12 protein-coding genes and 3 rRNA genes are annotated in these 20,835 nt (G+C 61.5%); 10 read left to right on the forward strand and 5 right to left on the reverse strand.

What is annotated here, in order from left to right:
* Positions 1 to 402 precede the first annotated feature (402 nt).
* From MLB1_RS20080 to MLB1_RS20095, 4 genes are all read left to right on the forward strand, one after another.
* A 16S ribosomal RNA gene (locus MLB1_RS20080) occupies positions 403 to 1,918 on the forward strand.
* A gap of 298 nt (positions 1,919 to 2,216) precedes the next feature.
* A 23S ribosomal RNA gene (locus MLB1_RS20085) occupies positions 2,217 to 5,332 on the forward strand.
* An 82-nt stretch (positions 5,333 to 5,414) separates the two neighbouring features.
* A 5S ribosomal RNA gene (gene rrf, locus MLB1_RS20090) occupies positions 5,415 to 5,531 on the forward strand.
* The 16S, 23S and 5S rRNA genes sit together here, the layout of an rRNA operon.
* Before the next feature lie 93 nt (positions 5,532 to 5,624).
* Positions 5,625 to 6,497, forward strand: coding sequence for a DUF4436 domain-containing protein (locus MLB1_RS20095; RefSeq protein WP_180751630.1), 873 nt, complete (start codon positions 5,625 to 5,627; stop codon positions 6,495 to 6,497).
* A 10-nt stretch (positions 6,498 to 6,507) separates the two neighbouring features.
* Here the strand turns inward: MLB1_RS20095 and MLB1_RS20100 are convergent, their stop codons facing one another.
* Positions 6,508 to 8,115, reverse strand: coding sequence for an adenylate/guanylate cyclase domain-containing protein (locus MLB1_RS20100; RefSeq protein ID WP_180751631.1), 1,608 nt, complete (start codon positions 8,113 to 8,115; stop codon positions 6,508 to 6,510).
* A 36-nt stretch (positions 8,116 to 8,151) separates the two neighbouring features.
* On the opposite strand from MLB1_RS20100, the gene nucS reads away from it, so the two are divergent.
* Positions 8,152 to 8,829, forward strand: coding sequence for an endonuclease NucS (nucS, locus tag MLB1_RS20105; protein WP_180751632.1), 678 nt, complete (start codon positions 8,152 to 8,154; stop codon positions 8,827 to 8,829).
* A gap of 29 nt (positions 8,830 to 8,858) precedes the next feature.
* Positions 8,859 to 9,161, forward strand: coding sequence for a hypothetical protein (locus MLB1_RS20110; RefSeq protein WP_180751633.1), 303 nt, complete (start codon positions 8,859 to 8,861; stop codon positions 9,159 to 9,161).
* Here MLB1_RS20110 and mce read toward each other — a convergent pair.
* Positions 9,158 to 9,631, reverse strand: a complete 474-nt coding sequence (gene mce / locus MLB1_RS20115) for a methylmalonyl-CoA epimerase (RefSeq protein WP_180751634.1) — start codon at positions 9,629 to 9,631, stop codon at positions 9,158 to 9,160. The two genes, MLB1_RS20110 and mce, sit on opposite strands and share 4 nt — an antisense overlap.
* A 60-nt stretch (positions 9,632 to 9,691) precedes the next feature.
* On the opposite strand from mce, the gene MLB1_RS20120 reads away from it, so the two are divergent.
* Genes MLB1_RS20120 through MLB1_RS20130 form a run of 3 tightly spaced genes read left to right on the forward strand, consistent with a single transcriptional unit; the run spans position 9,692 to position 12,245 of the window.
* Positions 9,692 to 10,879 (forward strand): acetyl-CoA C-acetyltransferase, encoded by a 1,188-nt coding sequence (locus tag MLB1_RS20120; RefSeq protein ID WP_180751635.1) that lies wholly within the window; start codon positions 9,692 to 9,694, stop codon positions 10,877 to 10,879.
* Positions 10,880 to 10,936: 57 nt separating this feature from the next.
* A complete protein-coding gene (locus tag MLB1_RS20125) occupies positions 10,937 to 11,290 on the forward strand; it encodes a DUF3817 domain-containing protein (RefSeq protein ID WP_180751636.1) in 354 nt (117 codons plus the stop codon).
* Positions 11,291 to 11,324: 34 nt separating this feature from the next.
* A complete protein-coding gene (locus MLB1_RS20130) occupies positions 11,325 to 12,245 on the forward strand; it encodes a co-chaperone YbbN (RefSeq protein WP_371750668.1) in 921 nt (306 codons plus the stop codon).
* A 31-nt stretch (positions 12,246 to 12,276) separates the two neighbouring features.
* Here the strand turns inward: MLB1_RS20130 and MLB1_RS20135 are convergent, their stop codons facing one another.
* The 3 genes from MLB1_RS20135 to MLB1_RS20145 are packed head-to-tail and all read right to left on the reverse strand — an operon-like array spanning position 12,277 to position 18,071.
* The gene (locus MLB1_RS20135; protein ID WP_180751637.1) at positions 12,277 to 13,731 is read right to left on the reverse strand and encodes a neutral zinc metallopeptidase; all 1,455 of its coding nucleotides are present in this window, start codon (positions 13,729 to 13,731) and stop codon (positions 12,277 to 12,279) included.
* A gap of 51 nt (positions 13,732 to 13,782) precedes the next feature.
* Complete coding sequence (gene glgB / locus MLB1_RS20140) at positions 13,783 to 15,999, reverse strand: 1,4-alpha-glucan branching protein GlgB (RefSeq protein WP_371750681.1); 2,217 nt, start codon at positions 15,997 to 15,999, stop codon at positions 13,783 to 13,785.
* Positions 15,999 to 18,071, reverse strand: a complete 2,073-nt coding sequence (locus tag MLB1_RS20145) for an alpha-1,4-glucan--maltose-1-phosphate maltosyltransferase (RefSeq protein WP_180751639.1) — start codon at positions 18,069 to 18,071, stop codon at positions 15,999 to 16,001. The genes glgB and MLB1_RS20145 overlap by 1 nt, the downstream gene beginning before the upstream one ends.
* A 134-nt stretch (positions 18,072 to 18,205) precedes the next feature.
* Between MLB1_RS20145 and glgP the strand changes: the two genes are divergently transcribed.
* On the forward strand, positions 18,206 to 20,824 hold the full coding sequence (glgP, locus tag MLB1_RS20150; protein WP_180751640.1) for an alpha-glucan family phosphorylase: 2,619 nt from the start codon (positions 18,206 to 18,208) through the stop codon (positions 20,822 to 20,824).
* Positions 20,825 to 20,835: the final 11 nt, after the last annotated feature.

The following is a 20,835-nucleotide window of genomic DNA, read 5'->3' on the forward strand; positions in this document are numbered from 1 at the left end:
GCCGAAATAGAAGAAGAAATTCAGATATCTCGGCGATCGGATGGTGCGCAAGTGACCAGCCAAAACCGGGAATTTGACTCAAGTTCATCGAACTTGATACGGTTTCCAAGCCGCCCGAAAGGGCAAAAGCCGAAATAGAAGAAGAAATTCAGATATCTCGGCGATCGGATGGTGCGCAAGTGACCAGCCAAAACCGGGAATTTGACTCAAGTTCATCGAACTTGATACGGTTTCCAAGCCGCCCGAAAGGGCAAAGGCGAGAACAAAGGAAGTAATTCCGGAATTCATCGCCAAATACAACTTGAAGTGTGTTGTTTGAGAACTCAATAGTGTGTCAGTGTTTAATTCGACATTATATGTCGAAAACAATTCTTTTGACAGTTGTTTCGCTGGGATCAAATTTTATTGGAGAGTTTGATCCTGGCTCAGGACGAACGCTGGCGGCGTGCTTAACACATGCAAGTCGAACGGAAAGGCCCTTCGGGGTACTCGAGTGGCGAACGGGTGAGTAACACGTGGGCGATCTGCCCCGCACTTTGGGATAAGCCTGGGAAACTGGGTCTAATACCGAATAGGACCACGCGCTTCATGGCGTGTGGTGGAAAGCTTTTGCGGTGTGGGATGAGCCCGCGGCCTATCAGCTAGTTGGTGAGGTAATAGCTCACCAAGGCGACGACGGGTAGCCGGCCTGAGAGGGTGACCGGCCACACTGGGACTGAGATACGGCCCAGACTCCTACGGGAGGCAGCAGTGGGGAATATTGCACAATGGGCGCAAGCCTGATGCAGCGACGCCGCGTGAGGGATGACGGCCTTCGGGTTGTAAACCTCTTTCAGTAGGGACGAAGCGAAAGTGACGGTACCTACAGAAGAAGGACCGGCCAACTACGTGCCAGCAGCCGCGGTAATACGTAGGGTCCGAGCGTTGTCCGGAATTACTGGGCGTAAAGAGCTCGTAGGTGGTTTGTCACGTTGTCCGTGAAAACCCACAGCTTAACTGTGGGCGTGCGGGCGATACGGGCAGACTAGAGTACTGCAGGGGAGACTGGAATTCCTGGTGTAGCGGTGGAATGCGCAGATATCAGGAGGAACACCGGTGGCGAAGGCGGGTCTCTGGGCAGTAACTGACGCTGAGGAGCGAAAGCGTGGGTAGCGAACAGGATTAGATACCCTGGTAGTCCACGCCGTAAACGGTGGGTACTAGGTGTGGGTTTCCTTCCTTGGGATCCGTGCCGTAGCTAACGCATTAAGTACCCCGCCTGGGGAGTACGGTCGCAAGACTAAAACTCAAAGGAATTGACGGGGGCCCGCACAAGCGGCGGAGCATGTGGATTAATTCGATGCAACGCGAAGAACCTTACCTGGGTTTGACATGCGCAGGACGTATCTAGAGATAGGTATTCCCTTGTGGCCTGCGTGCAGGTGGTGCATGGCTGTCGTCAGCTCGTGTCGTGAGATGTTGGGTTAAGTCCCGCAACGAGCGCAACCCTCGTCCTATGTTGCCAGCGGGTAATGCCGGGGACTCGTAGGAGACTGCCGGGGTCAACTCGGAGGAAGGTGGGGATGACGTCAAGTCATCATGCCCCTTATGTCCAGGGCTTCACACATGCTACAATGGCCAGTACAGAGGGCTGCGAAGCCGCAAGGTGGAGCGAATCCCTTAAAGCTGGTCTCAGTTCGGATTGGGGTCTGCAACTCGACCCCATGAAGTCGGAGTCGCTAGTAATCGCAGATCAGCAACGCTGCGGTGAATACGTTCCCGGGCCTTGTACACACCGCCCGTCACGTCATGAAAGTCGGTAACACCCGAAGCCAGTGGCCTAACCTTTTGGAGGGAGCTGTCGAAGGTGGGATCGGCGATTGGGACGAAGTCGTAACAAGGTAGCCGTACCGGAAGGTGCGGCTGGATCACCTCCTTTCTAAGGAGCACCATTTCTCAGTCGAATGAACTGAGACATTTGTGAACGCCTGTAGTGGGCGATCACTCGGTGAATATGTTTTATAAATCCTGTTCACCCCGTGAACAGGTAATCAGCGAAACGCTAAAACCGTCAATAGAATTGAAATGCTGGCACACTGTTGGGTCCTGAGGCAACACGCTTTTTGTGTTGTCACCCCGCTTGGTGGTGGGGTGTGGTCCTTGACTTATGGATAGTGGTTGCGAGCATCTAACAAGCCTCGCTCGTTTACGAGTGAGGCTAGTTTTTGCAATTTATTAGCTAAGTTCTTAAGGGCACATGGTGAATGCCTTGGCACTAGAAGCCGATGAAGGACGTAGGAGGCTGCGATAAGCCTCGGGGAGCTGCCAACCGAGCTTTGATCCGAGGATGTCCGAATGGGGAAACCCAGCACGAGTGATGTCGTGTTACCCACTGCTGAATATATAGGCTTTGGGAGGAAACGCGGGGAAGTGAAACATCTCAGTACCCGTAGGAAGAGAAAACAAAAGTGATTCCGTGAGTAGTGGCGAGCGAAAGCGGAAGATGGCTAAACCGCATGCATGTGATACCTGGTAGGGGTTGTGTGTGCGGGGTTGTGGGAGTAATACATGCCGGCTCTACCAGGCCGGCGGACAGTAAGAAAGTGTCGTGATTAGCGGAAGTGGTCTGGGACGGCCCGCCGCAGACGGTGAGAGTCCGGTACGCGAAAATCCGACACCTGTCTTGTATTACCACCCGAGTAGCAGCGGGCTCGTGGAATCTGCTGTGAATCTGCCGGGACCACCCGGTAAGCCTAAATACTCTCTAGTGACCGATAGCGGATTAGTACCGTGAGGGAATGGTGAAAAGTACCCCGGGAGGGGAGTGAAATAGTACCTGAAACCATGTGCCTACAATCCGTCAAAGCCTCCAAGTGGGGTGATGGCGTGCCTTTTGAAGAATGAGCCTGCGAGTCAGGGACACGTCGCGAGGTTAACCCGTGTGGGGTAGCCGTAGCGAAAGCGAGTCTGAATAGGGCGCCCATAGTGGCGTGTTCTGGACCCGAAGCGGAGTGATCTACCCATGGCCAGGGTGAAGCGGCGGTAAGACGCCGTGGAGGCCCGAACCCACTTAGGTTGAAGACTGAGGGGATGAGTTGTGGGTAGGGGTGAAAGGCCAATCAAACTCCGTGATAGCTGGTTCTCCCCGAAATGCATTTAGGTGCAGCGTCGCGTGTTTCTTGTTGGAGGTAGAGCTACTGGATGGCCAATGGGCCCTAAAAGGTTACTGACGTCAGCCAAACTCCGAATGCCAATAAGTTAGAGCGCGGCAGTGAGACGGCGGGGGAGAAGCTCCGTGCGTCGAGAGGGAAACAGCCCAGATCGCCGGCTAAGGCCCCTAAGCGTGTACTAAGTGGAAAAGGATGTGCAGTCGCAAAGACAACCAGGAGGTTGGCTTAGAAGCAGCCACCCTTGAAAGAGTGCGTAATAGCTCACTGGTCAAGTGATTGTGCGCCGACAATGTAGCGGGGCTCAAGTACACCGCCGAAGCCGCGGCATTCATGCAATACATTCCCTTCGGGGCAGTGGCATGGATGGGTAGGGGAGCGTCCTGCACCCAGCGAAGCTGCGGAGTGATCCAGCAGTGGAGGGTGCGGGAGTGAGAATGCAGGCATGAGTAGCGACAGACAAGTGAGAAACTTGTCCGCCGAATGACCAAGGGTTCCTGGGCCAGGCTAGTCCTCCCAGGGTAAGTCGGGACCTAAGGCGAGGCCGACAGGCGTAGTCGATGGACAACGGGTTGATATTCCCGTACCCGTGTGTGCGCGCCCATGATGAATCATCGGTACTAACCACCCAAAAGGTTCTAGATCAATCTCTTCGGAGTGCGACATGAACCCGCTGCGTGGGACCCACGGTGGTAGTAGTCAAGCGACGGGGTGACGCAGGAAGGTAGCTGTACCGGTCAGTGGTAATACCGGAGCAAGCCTGTAGGGCGACATCTAGGTAAATCCGGATGTCATAAAGCCTGAGAGGTGACGCATAGCCGATTGAGGCGAATTCAGTGATCCTATGCTGCCAAGAAAAGCCTCTAGTGAGTTCACACACGGCCCGTACCCCAAACCAACACAGGTGGTCAGGTAGAGAATACCAAGGCGTACGAGATAACTATGGTTAAGGAACTCGGCAAAATACCCCCGTAACTTCGGGAGAAGGGGGACCTCGCTTGGTGACCGGACTTGCTCCGTGAGCTGGACGAGGTCGCAGAGACCAGTGAGAAGCGACTGTTTACTAAAAACACAGGTCCGTGCGAAGTCGCAAGACGATGTATACGGACTGACGCCTGCCCGGTGCTGGAAGGTTAAGAGGACCGGTTAACCCTTCGGGGTGAAGCTGAGAATTTAAGCCCCAGTAAACGGCGGTGGTAACTATAACCATCCTAAGGTAGCGAAATTCCTTGTCGGGTAAGTTCCGACCTGCACGAATGGCGTAACGACTTCTCAACTGTCTCAACCATAGACTCGGCGAAATTGCACTACGAGTAAAGATGCTCGTTACGCGCGGCAGGACGAAAAGACCCCGGGACCTTCACTATAGCTTGGTATTGGCGTTTGGTTCGGTTTGTGTAGGATAGGTGGGAGACTATGAAGCAGGCACGCCAGTGTTTGTGGAGTCATCGTTGAAATACCACTCTGATCGTATTGAACCTCTAACCTCGGACCGTATATCCGGTCCAGGGACAGTGCCTGGTGGGTAGTTTAACTGGGGCGGTTGCCTCCTAAAATGTAACGGAGGCGCTCAAAGGTTCCCTCAACCTGGACGGCAATCAGGTGTTGAGTGCAAGTGCACAAGGGAGCTTGACTGCGAGACCTACAAGTCGAGCAGGGACGAAAGTCGGAACTAGTGATCCGGCACCTCTGAGTGGAAGGGGTGTCGCTCAACGGATAAAAGGTACCCCGGGGATAACAGGCTGATCTTCCCCAAGAGTCCATATCGACGGGATGGTTTGGCACCTCGATGTCGGCTCGTCGCATCCTGGGGCTGGAGCAGGTCCCAAGGGTTGGGCTGTTCGCCCATTAAAGCGGCACGCGAGCTGGGTTTAGAACGTCGTGAGACAGTTCGGTCTCTATCCGCCGCGCGCGTCAGAAACTTGAGGAAACCTGTCCCTAGTACGAGAGGACCGGGACGGACGAACCTCTGGTGTACCAGTTGTTCCACCAGGAGCACGGCTGGATAGCTACGTTCGGACAGGATAACCGCTGAAAGCATCTAAGCGGGAAACCTATTCCAAGACCAGGTTTCTTACCCTTTTAGAGGGATAAGGTCACCCACAGACTATGGGTTCAATAGGCCAGACCTGTAAGCGTAGTAATACGTTCAGGGAACTGGCACTAATCGACCGAAAACTTACTAATAAATCGCAACCACTATTCGTCGTCATTTTGACGACCACACTCCACCACCAGATAACTTGTGTGTTTATCGCACAACAGAGTTACGGCGGCCACAGCGAGAGGGAAACGCCCGGTCCCATTCCGAACCCGGAAGCTAAGCCTCTCAGCGCCGATGGTACTGTTCTTTACACGGAATGGAAGAGTAGGACACCGCCGAACATAAATTGGAAATACCCCCCAGGAAACTGGGGGGTATTTTCATATCTACTGTTAGATTTCTGATCATCTTCTGGCTGTAGAGATAGGAATCATGTGCAGGCATTCAAGGGTCGCTTCAGGCTGAAGCCGGCCGCCACGACCGTCGGGACGGTAGTACTCGTTCTGGTCATCTACGTGGGATTTCTTGTTATCTACCGGATGCTGGATCAGCACTCGACACCACCGCTATCGGCTGATCTGGATCTCTCGCGAGATGATGAGACTGTGGTGGTTATCGACCTCCAAGACTTACGGACGGTGAATAACCGACTGGACGCCGAGGTTGTGGTGCTGCCTGCGAAATCGACCCTGGACAGTTTCGGGCTGTTGCAGGCTGATATGTCTGTGCGACTGGTGTCTTCACTCGATTACGGGGAACGGCGCTTTCCTCGCGGCACGGTTCCCGCGGCCATGGATGACACCCTGGTCGCCGTCGGTGACGCGCAGATCTGGCCGTTCGACGAATACTCCACCGCGCATCTGCGCGCCGAGGTCATGCTGGGCAACGGCGAGGGGCGGCGCCCGGTGCCCGCTCGCATCGAAGTGATCGGGAGCCTGGGCGGATGGCGGGTGTCTTCGGAAACGTCTCCCGCGCCCGGCGGCACGGGGGACGAGACCACGGTCACGCTGGTACGGGCCCGCGGCACGCTCGCATTCGACGTGGGTATCTGTCTTGTTTTGATCACGCTGCCGACAATGGCGCTGATTGTCGCGATCGAGACGGTGAAGGGCAGAAAGAAGTTTCACCCGCCGCTGACCACCTGGTTCGGCACCATGCTCTTCGCGATCGTGCCGCTGCGCAACATACTGCCCGGTGCGCCCCCGCCCGGCGCCTGGATCGATCAGGCGCTTGTGCTGTGGGTGCTCATTGCTCTGGTGGTGGCGATGGTGCTCTACGTCGAGGCTTGGTGGAAGCAGTCGGAGTAGGCGAGACGGGCTAGACCGGTACCGCAAGCTCGGTGGGCTCGGTTCGGCCGCGCAGCGTTACCGTATCGCCCGAACGCCAGTGCAAGGCCTCCCGATGGTGGGCGCGCAGGACCGTGTCGAGGGAGGCCACCAGGTGTCCCGGCACCGTCTTGGACAGCTCGCAGAGCCGGGCTGCTTCGTTGACCGGGTCGCCGATGACGGTGTATTCGAATCGGTCATGGGCGCCGATATTTCCGGCGACTGCCTGCCCCGAGGCAACGCCGATGCCAGCCCGGCATTCGGGCACCTCAGTCCGTAGCCGGCGGGCGATGGCCCGCGCAGCTGCGAGCGCCTGACTCTCGGGACGGTCCAGCCGGACTGGCGCTCCGAATACCGCAAGGGTTGCGTCGCCCTCGAATTTGTTGACCATGCCCTCGAATCGGTCGATTTCCTCCACGACGACGGTGAAGAACCGATTCAGCAGCGCGACCACCTCGATGGCTGGACGGGTGGCCGCTATCTGGGTGGAGCCGACGATATCGGCGAAAAGCACCGCGACATGGCGCTCTTCACCGCCGAGCTCGGGCTGCTGCAGCTCGGCGGCGGCGGCAACCTCCCGGCCGACATGCTTGCCGAACAGATCTCGGACCCGCTCGCGTTCACGCAGGCCCTCCACCATGGTGTTGAAACCTGCCTGCAGCTCGCCGAGCTCGGTGCCGTCGTAGACGACGAGATTGACGTCCAAATCGTTCTGTTCCACCCGCTTGAGCGCGGCCTGCACTTCCTTGACCGGGGTGGCTGTCATCCAAGACGCGGTCCAGATGAGGATCAGCCCGAAGATCAATGGTGCGCCGGACAGGATTATGACGGCAATCGCCAGCTGATTCAGGGTGAAGTTGCCGAAGATCAACGCTCCGAGACCAGTGAGCATGATGCCCGCGGCGGGGACCCCCGAACCCAGCATCCACGCCAGAAGGGTGCGGACCATGATCCCCGAGACGAGTCTTCGCTTGCGGGGACCGGCCTCGAGGGCCCGTGCAGCGACCGGCCGCATCGCGAATTCGGTGAACAAGTAGTTCGCGGCGCAGACGACAATTCCGCTGAAGCCGACGGCGAAAAAGATCTTTGGGATGTACATCGGGTCTTGCAAGCCGAAGAGCGTGGTGAACAAGGCTGTTCCGCCAACCCAGAGGATTGCTTCCACGACGGTGAGCCGCCACGGCACCGCGAACGTATTTCGCTGGTCTGCGAGAGTCGGCGTCTTCTCCTCCATAGCCCAGCGCACCACCTTGAAGATGCGCCGGGTACCCCAGTACGCGCCGATGAGGACTGCGAGCGTTACGTAGACAGGCACCGCTACAAAGTTGATCCACCAGGGCGCATCGAAGACGTTGGGGTCAGGTATTGCCACCAGCACCAGCAGGATGACGACGGCGACACCGATGAGGTTGGCGACCACCACGAAGACGGTGAGGATCAGCTGAATCCGGATCCGTTGGATACGGGTGCTCTCGTCAGCTGTGCCGAGCAACCAGGATCCGTATCCGTTACCGGCCTGGAGCCGCCCGGTCTGACCGGTGATGGCGGCAAGCGCCGCGCCTACTCTTCGCGACACTGCGCGAATCGACTCGTTTGCCATAGTTGTGGTCAGCCTAACGCCCGTTAGAGTGGGCCGGTGCGTCTTGTTGTAGCTCAGTGCACGGTCGATTACGTCGGACGATTGACCGCTCACCTTCCCTCCGCTAAGCGGCTGCTGTTGATCAAGGCGGACGGTTCGGTGAGTGTGCACGCCGATGACCGCGCCTATAAGCCGCTCAACTGGATGAGCCCGCCGTGCTGGCTTACCGAAACCGCTGCAGAACCCGAGGATTCGACTGTCTGGGTGGTGGAGAACAAGGCAGGTGAGCAGCTGCGCATTACCCTCGAGAACATCGAGCACGATTCCGCACATGAGCTCGGGGTGGACCCCGGACTGGTCAAGGACGGCGTGGAGGCGCACCTGCAGGAGTTGCTCGCCGAGCATGTTGCGCTGCTCGGTGCCGGCTACACCCTGGTACGCCGTGAGTACATGACCCCGATCGGGCCGGTGGATCTGCTCTGTCGCGATGCCGGGGGTGCGACGGTCGCGGTGGAGATCAAGCGCCGCGGTGAGATCGACGGTGTCGAACAGCTGACCCGCTACCTCGAACTGCTCAATCGGGACACCACGTTGGCGCCGGTCGCGGGCGTCTTCGCGGCCCAACAGATCAAGCCGCAGGCCCGCACCCTTGCCGAGGACCGCGGAATCCGTTGTCTCACACTGGACTACGACGCGATGCGGGGGATGGACTCAAGCGAATTCCGTCTGTTCTGAAATCGCTTCGCCACTCATAGAATCACCGTATGGGCCGCCGACATCCGCCGCGCCGCGACATCCCCGATCTTCCTGGTTTGCCGCCCCTCGGCGGGGATCAGGTGGAGCAAGGTGCCGACGGTTTCGACTACCGGGTGCGCCGCATCGCGGGCGCACGCGCGGTCAAGGTATACCGCTGCCCCGGGTGTGATCACGAGATCGCGGTCGGAGTGGCGCATGTGGTGGTGTGGCCGGTCGGCTCCTACGACGGGGGAGTCGACGAGCGCCGCCACTGGCATTCACCGTGCTGGGGCAACCGGGCCAACCGGGGCCCGACTCGCAAATGGAGTTAGTGAGAATCTGCCGGCTGGACGAGCTCGACGAGCACGCCGCCGGTGTCCTTGGGGTGCAGGAAGTTGATGCGTGAGTTCGCCGTGCCGATACGGGGCTCGGCGTAGAGCACCCGTAGTCCGGCGGCGCGCAGCTGATCGGTCAGCGCGTCGATATCGGTGACGCGGTAGGCCAGCTGCTGCAGGCCGGGGCCCTTCGTATCCAGGAACTTGGCGATGGGTGAGGACTCGTTGAGCGGGGCCATGAGCTGAAGCTGTGCACCGCCGGGCTCGGCACCCGGGAAGGACAGCATTGCCTCGCGGACGCCCTGGCCCTCGTTGATCTCCTCGTGCACCAGGATCATGCCCAGATGCTCGTGGTACCACTCGATCGCGACGTCCAAGTCGGGCACCGCGATACCGACGTGGTCGATAGCGGTTACCAGCCCGGTCGATAGGATCGTCGGTACATCAAGAGGAGACGATGTCGTCATAACGTAACGGTAACTCGTGCTAGAAAACGGCGTCCAATCGAGAAATCTGGAAGGACCCCAATGGCCCCGATAACTAAGTCCGTCATTGTTGCTGGAGCGCGCACGCCTGTTGGCCGGTTCCAGGGGTCGCTGAGGGACTTCTCGGGTGCCCAGCTGGGTGGCGTTGCCATCGCGGGCGCCCTGGAGAAGGCCAAGGTGGCGCCCTCCGCGGTGGATTACGTAATCATGGGGCAGGTGCTGACGGCTGGTGCGGGTCAGATCCCGGCGCGGCAGGCCGCGGTTGCCGGCGGTATCGGTATGGATGTCCCGGCGCTCACCATCAACAAGGTGTGCCTCTCCGGCGTGGATGCCATTGCTCTCGCTGACCAGCTGATTCGGGCAGGTGAGTTCGAGGTGGTGGTCGCCGGTGGGCAAGAATCCATGACCAATGCGCCGCACCTGCTGCCCAAGAGCCGGTTCGGGTTCAAGTACGGCGACGTGACGCTCATTGACCACATGGCCTTCGATGGTCTGCACGATGCCTTCACCGACCAGGCGATGGGCATACTCACCGAACAGCGCAATGTCTCCGACAAGTTCACCCGCGAGGAGCAGGACGAGTTCGCGGCGAGGTCGCACCAGAACGCCGCTCGCGCCTGGAAGGACGGGGTCTTCGCCGACGAAGTGGTTGCGGTGCAGATCCCGCAGCGCAAGGGGGATCCGATCGAGTTTTCGGAGGACGAGGGCATCCGTGCGGACACCACTGCCGCCTCCCTGGCCGGGCTGCGTCCGGCGTTCAGCAAGGACGGCACCATCACTGCGGGGTCTTCCTCGCCCATCTCCGATGGCGCGTGTGCTGTCGTGGTGATGAGTAAAGACCGTGCCGAACGTGAAGGACTCTCCTGGATCGCCGAAATCGGTGCGCACGGCGTGGTGGCGGGTCCAGATTCCAGCCTGCAGCTGCAACCGGCCAACGCCATTCGTAAAGCCTGTGAGCGGGAAGGGATTTCCCCCGAGCAGCTCGATCTGGTCGAGATCAACGAGGCCTTTGCGTTGGTGGGTTTGGCCTCGATCAAGGACTTGGGCATCGACCCGGCGAAGGTCAACGTCAACGGCGGCGCGATCGCGATCGGTCACCCCATCGGGATGTCGGGTGCTCGGATCACGCTGCATCTGGCGCAGGAGCTCAAGCGTCGGGGCGGCGGAATTGGCGTCGCGGCTCTGTGCGGTGGCGGCGGCCAAGGTGATGCCCTGATTGTGCGCGTGTGAAATTCGGCTTTACGACGTGACGTAGTAGATGGGCGCGGGGTCGGGCACAATGAGGGCATGACACAGCATTTCGACCTGCGTAGCACTGCCAGCAGGTTCCGCGCCATCGCGTTGCTCGAGGCCGTCAGCTGGGCGGGCCTGCTCACCGGGATGTTCTTCAAGTACGTGCCGGACCCCGGTAACGAGATCGGCGTGAAGATCTTCGGGTGGATCCACGGAATCATCTTCATCACCTACCTGGTGGTGGGATTCCTGGCGGGCCGTGAATACCGCTGGCGGCCGCTCACCTGGTTGCTCGCGTTGTTAGCTGGGCTCGCCCCTTTGTGCAGTGTGATCTTTGTCATATGGGCAGATAGGGCGGGCAAATTGCCCGTCGCCGGGGCCGCGGCGACAGGTGACACGGCGCCGTAGTGCGCAGGCCGCGAGCCGTGACAGACTGGACAGCGTGACCCGACCACGTCCCGCGATGGCTGCGGCCATGTCCGGTGCCGTCGACCTTTCTGCTCTCAAACAACGCGCCCAGGAGCCCGCTACACCCCGTGAGCCTGCCGCCGGGGGTGACTGGACCATCGAGGTAACCGAGGCGAATCTGGAAGCCGAGGTGCTCGCGCAGTCGAACCGCGCCCCGGTCATCGTGCTGCTGGGCTCGCCGCGTAGCGAGGCCTCGGCCGCGCTCGCCGCCACGTTGGGCGACTTGGTCGCCGAGGACCGTGGCACGTGGACGCTCGCGAGTGTCAATGTCGACACCAGCCCGCAGATCGCGCAGGTCTTTGGCGTGCAGGCCGTGCCGACCGTGGTGGCGGTGGCCGCCGGCCGGCCCATCACCAGCTTCACGGGACCGCAGCCGGCCGATCAGCTTCGGCGGTGGCTCGATTCGATTCTCGACGCGGTCGTGGGCAAGCTGCCCGATGCCGCTCAGTCGGAGGACGACGGCGCTGAAGAGACGGTCGACCCGGCGCTCGCCGCCGCGCGTGACGCCCTCGATACCGGGGACTTCGAGGCGGCCCTTGCCGCCTATCGGGGCCTGCTGGATGACGGCGCCACCGGTGCGGTAGCGGCCGAGGCGACAGCGTCGGTGCGCCAGATCGAGTTTCTGATCCGTGCGACGGGTCAGGAACAGGATGCGGTAGTCGTCGCCAATTCCACGCCGACCGACATCGACGCAGGGTTGGCTGCCGCCGACGTGGAAGTGCTTGCCCAGCAGCCAGATTCGGCCTTCGATAGGCTCGTCGCGCTTGTTCGCGTCACCAGCGAAGATGACCGGGCGAAGATTCGTGCCCGGTTGTTGGAGCTGTTCGAGCTCTTCGATCCTGCTGACCCCGCGGTGATCGCCGGGCGGCGCAAGCTCGCCAACGCCCTCTTCTAAGTTTTCCTGCGCTCGCGGGAGAAATCCGGGATTACGGGAAGCGCTTGGCGCACGTTTGGTCGTTGCCCAGCACGCCGATTCGATAGGCGTCGATACGCGAGAATCCGGCCGGAGCCGTCTCACCCTTCACATCGCTGGAAGCCATACCGCTGGAGAGCAATTCGGAGACTGCCTCATCAAGGTCGCCGCCGGACAGGATGACCGGCGAGCGCGGGGTGACAATGCCCCTACCCGCGGCGCGCGAGGTGAAGTAGCCCGTCAGGCAGGCGGTGCGCAGCCCCGTCATGATGCCCTCGGTCTCCAGTCCGGCGGCCTTCTGGGCCGCCAGCGCGTATCGAGAGACGACAACGCTGAACGCCGAGTAGTCGCCGTTCACTTGCGCGGAGAACAGGGCGCGATCAGATGCGGGGGTCGCCATCTTCTGCAAGGCCTTCGGGTCCAGGGCAATTGTGTTGTCCTTGGGGCAGAACGAGGCAGGCGCCGTACCCGAACCATCGGAGCACTTCCCTTCGCCATAGACCGCCTTGGGCGGGTTGTCCATGGGGAAGACCTGTGCGGCGGCGGCCAACACGACGTCGATGGTGTCGGGGTTGACGGGCCAGTTGTCGCCGTTGGGCCCCACACCCAGGCCCTTGGGAAGCTCGCCCCGGCGTTTGAGGATCTCGCGGGAATCGATGCGCTTGCAGGCCATGGGGCCGTCGCCAAACCCGAACTGGAATGCCGAGACCCGTTCGAAGGCGGAACCGTGGATGGCCCACGCCTTACTGGTGTCGTTATCGCGGATCGCGATCATCGCTGCCATGACCTTGTTCAAGCCATCGGCGGTGTTCAGGGTGAATCGTGGCGAATCACCCTGAGTGACCCAGCGCAGATAGGACCCAGCGAAACAGTCGGCCTGTTGTTCCTGGTTGAGGTCCATGAGGTACTCGACGTCTTTTTTGCTGATCTTCGGATCGTCGATCGGGGTGATGAGCTGTGCGTGGTAGTGGATCGAGTGCCCGTACTCATGGGCCATGACGGTGTTCATAGCCATATCGCCCATCTGCTTGCGCAGGTAGGGGAACAGCTGACCGCGATCCCAGGCAAATGAATTGTCCGCGAAGCAGAACGCGGCGTTGATGAAGTCGTTCAGGTCACCTCCGCAGAACTCGATATCGCTGTTGTCTTTGCGCGAGTCAACCGAGATGAGGCGGGACACGGGGCGGAAGTTGGCGAATGAATCACCGTAGAACTGTGTCCAGAATTCTTCGATATCGGCGAGCGATACCCGGACGTAGTTGTCGATCTCGCCGTTGTCGGTGTTCTGGATCTCGCGCTTAGGGACCTGTACGCCGGGCTTCATGCCCGATGGGCCGTCGACGGCGGGCATACCGGCCACTCGCAGGGGATCGGCGTAGATCGACTGTGGTTGCCCACCGAGTGGTCGGCCACATGACGTGATCACCAGCACCAGGCCCACGAGCAGTGCCATCCACCGTTTGGACATCGAGCCTCCCCCTAAATACGCGTGTCTGCGTTTAGCGCATCCTAATGTTTCCTACAGGTCCTCGGAGACGGGTTCCAGCCAGATGGCCGCGGCGGGCGGCAGTGCCAGCGTGGCCGAGGCGGGGCGGCCGTGCCAGGGGTTCGCCGATGCGATGACCTCGCCGAGATTCCCGACGCCAGTCCCGTGATATTGCAGCGCATCGGTGTTGATGACCTCACGCCAGCGTCCGGTGAGAGGCAGTCCCACTCGGTAGCTGCTGTGTTCGACACCCGCGAAATTGAAGATGCACGCCAGCACCGAGCCGTCGTCACCGAAGCGCAGGAAGCTCAGTACGTTGTTGGTCGAGTCGTTGGCATCGATCCACGAATACCCTTGGGGCGCGGTGTCCTGTGACCACAACGCGCGGCGCTGCTGGTATGTGGAATTCAGATCGGCCACCAGGGCCGCAATTCCCGGCGAGTACCCGTCCTCGCCCAGCTGGAACCAGTCGACACCGCGCTCATCGGACCATTCGGCGCGCTGCCCGAACTCCTGCCCCATGAACAGCAGCTGCTTTCCGGGATGCGCCCACATGTATGCCAGCAGGCAGCGCAGTCCGGCGGCCTTCGCATGGTCGTCCCCCGGGATTCGGGTCCACAGCGTGCCCTTGCCGTGCACCACCTCGTCATGGCTCACGGGCAGCACAAAATTCTCGCTGAACGCGTACAGCATCGAGAAGGTCATCTCGTGATGGTGGAAGCTGCGATGGATGGGATCGCGTCCCAGGTAGCCCAGGGTGTCGTGCATCCAGCCCATATTCCACTTCATGGAAAACCCAAGACCGCCAAGGCTTGTCGCCCGGGTGACGCCCGGCCAGGACGTGGATTCCTCGGCCACCGTCACGATCCCGGGATGCAGTTTGTGCACGGTGGCGTTCATTTCCTGCAGGAACTGCACCGCTTCGAGGTTCTCGCGCCCACCGTGGATATTGGGCGTCCAGCCGCCCTCGGGGCGCGAGTAGTCCAGGTAGAGCATCGACGCGACGGCATCCACTCGCAGCCCGTCGATATGGAACTGGTCGAGCCAGAACAGGGCGTTGGCGACCAGGAAGTTGCGGACCTCGGGACGTCCGAAGTCGAAAACATATGTGCCCCAGTCAAGTTGTTCGGCACGATGCGGATCGGCGTGTTCGTATAGGGGCGTCCCGTCGAAGCGGGCCAGCGCCCACGCGTCCTTTGGGAAATGTGCGGGCACCCAGTCGACGATGACGCCGATTCCGGCCTGGTGCAGCGCGTCGACCAGGTACCGAAAATCGTCGGGTGTGCCGAGTCGTGACGTGGGTGCGTAGTACGAGGTCACCTGGTAACCCCAGGATCCACCGAAGGGATGTTCGGCCACCGGCAGCAGCTCGACGTGGGTGAAACCTTGTGTCAGAACGTATTCAGTGAGTTCTTGGGCTAGCTGTCGGTAGGAGAGTCCCGGACGCCATGAGGCCAGGTGCACCTCGTAGGTGCTCATCGGCTCGAACACCGGATTGCGTGAGGGGCGCTGGGACATCCATGCGTCGTCCTCCCAGCAGTACGACGAGGTGGTGGCCCGCGATGCGGTGGCCGGTGGCAGCTCGGTTGCGAACGCGAAGGGGTCGGCGCGATCGGTCACCGCCCCGTCGGCGCCGTGCACGCGGAATTTATACAGTGCGCCAAGCGTCATGCCGGGCCAGAACAGCTCCCAGACTCCGGACGATCCCAGCGTTCGCATGGGTGCGTCATTGCCGTTCCACCCGTTGAAATCCCCGATCACCGAGACGCCGCCCGCGTTGGGTGCCCACACCGCAAAGGAGATGCCGCTGACCTCGCCGTCCGCGGTGACGAATGAGCGCGGGTGTGCACCGAGAATTTCCCAGAGCCGCTCGTGACGGCCCTCGTTGAACAGGTGCAGGTCCACCTCACCGAGCGTGGGCAGGAATCGATAGGCATCGGCGATCACTAGCGTGGTGCCGTCGTAGTCGACTTCGAGGCGGTAGTCGATGAGGTTCAGGAAAGGCAGTGCCACGCCGAACAGTCCCGACCCGAGATCGGTCATCGGATGGATTTCCTCGCCCACCACCGCGGCGGCCGCGGCGGCCCCGGGCTTGAATGCGCGAATGACGGTGTGTCCCTTACCGCCCGGATTCGGGTACTCGTGCGCGCCGAGGATCGAATGTGGGTTGTGATGGGTGCCTGCCACGAGTCTGGCGATATCGGCGGCGTCCGGTTTGAGGAAGAGCGGCGGTGCGCCGCTGCCCTTGATCACGGCCGGTACACCAGGTGCGCCCTGGCAGGTTCACGAACCTGCGGCAGGTTGAGAATGTGGGCGACGCCCTTGGAAGGATCGAGCCGCACGTAGTTGGCCTGGCCCCAGCGATACTGCTCACCGGTGAGTTCGTCACGCACCCAGAACGTCTCGTGCCAGTCGAGACCGAGCGCAGAGAGATCGAGCCAGATCGTGCCCTCCTCGGGGCCGAACGGGTTGAGATTGACGACGACTAGCACCGCGTCACCGGTCACCGGGTCGAACTTGGAATACGCCACCAGAGCGTCATTCTCGATGTGATGGAAGGTGATGTTGCGCAGCTGGTGCAAGGCCGGGTGCAGCCGGCGGATCTCGTTGAGCCGAGTGATGAACGGCTCCAACGATTCGCCGCGCGCCACGGCACCCTTGTAGTCGCGCGGGCGTAGCTGGTATTTTTCCGAGTCCAGGTATTCCTCGCTACCCTCACGCAACGGAACATGTTCGTAGAGCTCGTATCCGGAGTACACACCCCAGGTGGGACTCAACGTGCCGGCCAGCACAGCGCGGATGGCGAACATGCCTGGCCCGCCGTGCTGCAGGCTGGCATGCAGAATGTCCGGGGTGTTGACGAAGAGGTTCGGGCGGGCCAAATCCGCCTGCGCGGCGATCTCCCTACCGAAGTCGGCGATCTCGGATTTACCGGTGCGCCAGGTGAAATAGGTGTACGACTGGGTGAACCCCAGCCGGGCCAGGCCGTACAGCCGCGCCGGGCGAGTAAACGCCTCGGAGAGGAACAGCACATCGGGATCGGCCGCCTTGACCTCGGCGATGAGCCACTGCCAAAAATCGGGCGGTTTGGTGTGTGGGTTGTCTACCCGGAATATCTTGACTCCGTGGGCAATCCAGTGCTGGACCACACGTAGTACCTCGGTGTACAGGCCCGCAGGATCGGTGTCGAAGTTCAGGGGATAGATGTCCTGGTACTTCTTGGGAGGGTTTTCTGCGTAGGCGATGGTGCCATCGGGGAGTTCGGTGAACCACTCGGGATGCGCGCCCACCCACGGATGATCCGGTGCGCATTGCAACGCCAAGTCCAGCGCCACCTCCAGACCCAGCTTGCCGGCGGTGGCCACGAACCGGTCGAAATCCTTGAGGGTACCGAGCTCTGGGTGGATCGCATCGTGGCCGCCGGCGGCGCTGCCGATGGCCCACGGCGAGCCGACCTCGCCGGGTTCGGCGATCGGATTGTTGTTGCGGCCCTTACGGTTTATCTCGCCGATCGGATGAATTGGCGGTAGGTACACCACGTCGAATCCCATCGCGGCAACCCGGGCGAGATCGGCGGCAGCCGTCGCGAGGGTGCCGTGCATGGGCCGACCGTCCGGTCCGACTCCACCGGTGGAACGCGGGAACAGCTCGTACCAGGAGCCATAGAGTGCACGTGGGCGGTCCACCCAGATGCCGTATTGCGTACCGCGGGTGAGTAGGTCGCGCAATGGGTACTCGTCAAGCAGCGCCTGCGCCTCACCGGAGAGCGCGTGTTGAAACCGTGCACCGGGATCGTCCTGGGTTCGCAGCACTTCCGCGGCATCCAGAAGCGGCTGGCGATGCTTGCGCGGCACCCCGGTCGCCGCACGCTCGAACAGCCGCGCACCGATCTCCAGATCGTTGGCCAATTCCGCGGCGCCCTGGCCGGCCTCCAGCTTGGCCTGGACGTTATGACGCCAGGTTCCGATCGGGTCACCCCACCCGTCGACCCGGAAGGTCCACAGTCCCTCCCGATCCGGGACGAAGCTGGCGTGAAAACGATCGAGTGCCCCGCCCGGCTGCATCTGGACGTGCAGCGGCTTGATCCGAGTCGCGCTCTTGTCCTTGTCGCGAGGGGCCGAGATTCGGCGCAACGGACCCTCCGCGAGTTGCGGATAGGTGGGACCCAGACAGCGCAGTACCAGGGTCGCGGCCACGGCCTCGTGGCCTTCCCGCCAGACGGTGGCGGCCACGGGCAAGACCTCGCCCACGACGGCCTTGGCCGGATAGCGTCCACCCGAGATGACGGGGCCGACATCGTCGATGCCTATACGTCCGGTCACCACGTCCACCGTAGTAGACAGGGCCTTGCGGCGTGGTGTCGAACATGGTGTGGAAACCGACGTCGACAAGGCGTGGCGGTGTGGAATGACTGCAGGGCATGCGCACGACCAAAATCTCAGTAAGGTTCTGAAGGGTGAAAGCCCTTCGTCGATTCACGGTTCGCGCCCATCTACCGGAGCGGTTAGCGGTGCTGGGCGAGTTATCGAACAACTTGCGCTGGTCATGGCACCAGCCGACCCGGGACCTCTTCGCCGATATCGACCACCGGCTGTGGGAACAGACCAATCACGACCCGGTGGCCTTGATGGGATCGGTCCCGGCGCAGCGGCTGGACGAACTGGCGGCTGATGACGGCTTCGTCGACAGAGTGGCCGCCCTCGCGGCAGATCTCCACGATTACCTGAACCGGCCGATGTGGTACCAGCGTCAGCTGGAGCGCGGGCGAGAAGATGCGGCGGGCACGTCCGACTTTCCCGCCGCGATCGGCTACTTCTCGATGGAGTTCGGCGTCTCCGAGGTGCTGCCCAACTACTCGGGCGGTTTGGGCATCCTGGCCGGCGACCATCTCAAGGCCGCGTCCGATCTGGGGCTTCCGCTCATTGCGGTGGGACTGCACTACCGGTCGGGGTACTTCCGGCAGTCCCTGACCGCCGACGGCTGGCAGACCGAGCAGTACCCGCTGGTCGACCCGGCAGGCTTACCGTTGCGGCTGCTGGCGCACGAGGACGGCACCCCGATCCTCATCACTGTGCCGATGCCGCAGGACCGGGTGCTCTCGGCCCGCATTTGGATTGCCCAGGTGGGTCGGATTCCGTTGCTGCTCTTGGATTCCGATATCGCCGAGAACGATCGGGAACTGCGCTACGTCACCGACCGGCTCTACGGCGGCGACCAAGATCACCGCATCAAACAGGAAATCCTGGCCGGTATCGGCGGCGTGCGCGCCATCCGCGCCTATGTCGCCTCGACCGGTGCGTCGGCCCCCGAGGTTTTCCACACGAATGAGGGACATGCGGGCTTCCTCGGTCTGGAGCGCATCCGCGAGTACATCGGACAGCACGGGCTGGATGTCGAGACGGCACTGACGGTCGTGCGGTCCAGCACTGTATTCACCACGCATACACCGGTTCCCGCCGGTATCGACCGATTCCCCGTCGATCTGGTGCGCCGATACTTCGGTGAGTCCGGTGATTCCACCTTGCTGCCCGGTGTGCCGGTGGACCGCATCCTCGCGCTGGGCGCCGAGGACGATCCGTCCACCTTCAACATGGCACACATGGGCCTGCGACTGGCGCAGCGTGCCAACGGCGTATCGCTGCTGCACGGCCAGGTGAGTCGGTCGATGTTCAACGGACTATGGCCGTCATTTGATGCCGCAGAGGTCCCCATCGGATCGATCACCAACGGTGTGCACGCGCCCACCTGGGCGGCTCCGCAGTGGCTGGAACTGGGGCAGCAGCTTGTCGGCGCCGAGGCGTTCAACGATGCCAGCGGATGGGAGCGCATCCACGAGGTGGACCCCGGCCACATCTGGTGGATACGGTCGCAGCTTCGTGCTCAGCTGATCGAGGACGTGCGTCGGCGGATACGTGCTTCGTGGCTGCAACGCGGTGCGGCCGAGGCCGAGTTGGGCTGGGTGGACAGCGCTTTCGATCCGACAGTGCTGACCATCGGGTTCGCGCGCCGGGTGCCGACATACAAGCGGCTCACCCTTATGCTGCGTGACCCCGACAGGCTGCGCGAGCTATTGCTCGACGAGAAGCATCCGGTTCAGCTCATCGTCGCCGGTAAGTCGCATCCCGCCGATGACGGAGGCAAGGGGCTCATCCAGCAGATCGTCAGATTCGCCGATCAGGCCGATGTGCGACACCGCATCACGTTCCTGCCCGACTACGACATGTCGATGGCGCGCTACCTGTACTTTGGCTGCGATGTGTGGCTCAACAATCCGTTGCGCCCACTGGAGGCTTGCGGTACCTCGGGGATGAAGAGCGCGCTCAATGGCGGGCTCAACCTGTCCATCCGCGATGGTTGGTGGGACGAGTGGTACGACGGCGAAAACGGTTGGGAGATACCGACGGCCGATGGCGTCACCGATGACGCCCGACGCGATGACCTGGAGGCCGCGGCACTCTACGAGCTATTGGCGCAGAAAGTGGCGCCCAAGTTCTACGAACGCGATGAGCACGGCACGCCGCAGCGGTGGGTCGAGATGGTTCGCCACACCTTGGAAAAGTTGGGTCCAAAGGTGTTGGCATCCAGGATGGTTCGCGATTACACCGTTGGCTACTACGCTCCCGCGGCCAAGTCGTTGCGCGCCACGGTCGGTTCCGGCGATTCGTTCGCCCCGGCCAAGGAGTTGGCGCGCTATCGGGAGCGGGTACAGCAGGTGTGGCCGTCGCTGGTCATCACCGAGGTCGACAGTTCGGGCCTGCCGGATACCCCGCTGCTGGGATCGCAGCTGACGCTCACCGCGTCGGTTCAGTTGTCCGGTCTGGCCCCGTCGGAGGTCGCCGTTCAGGCGGTGATTGGACGAGTTGACCTGGACGACAAGCTCTCCGAAGCGGTGAACATTCCGATGACACATACCGGTAGCCGTGGCGGTGGGGTCGAGACCTTCTCCACCACCACCACGTTGCCGGTATCCGGGTCCGTGGGGTACACGGTGCGGGTGCTTCCGCACCATCCGCTGCTGGCCGGGGATGGTGAGCTGGGTCTGGCGGTACTGGCCGCCAGCGACCTGGAGCACTAGGTTCTGAACGC

It is taken from the genome of Mycobacteroides sp. LB1 (assembly GCF_013449725.1).
GTDB lineage: Bacteria > Actinomycetota > Actinomycetes > Mycobacteriales > Mycobacteriaceae > Mycobacterium.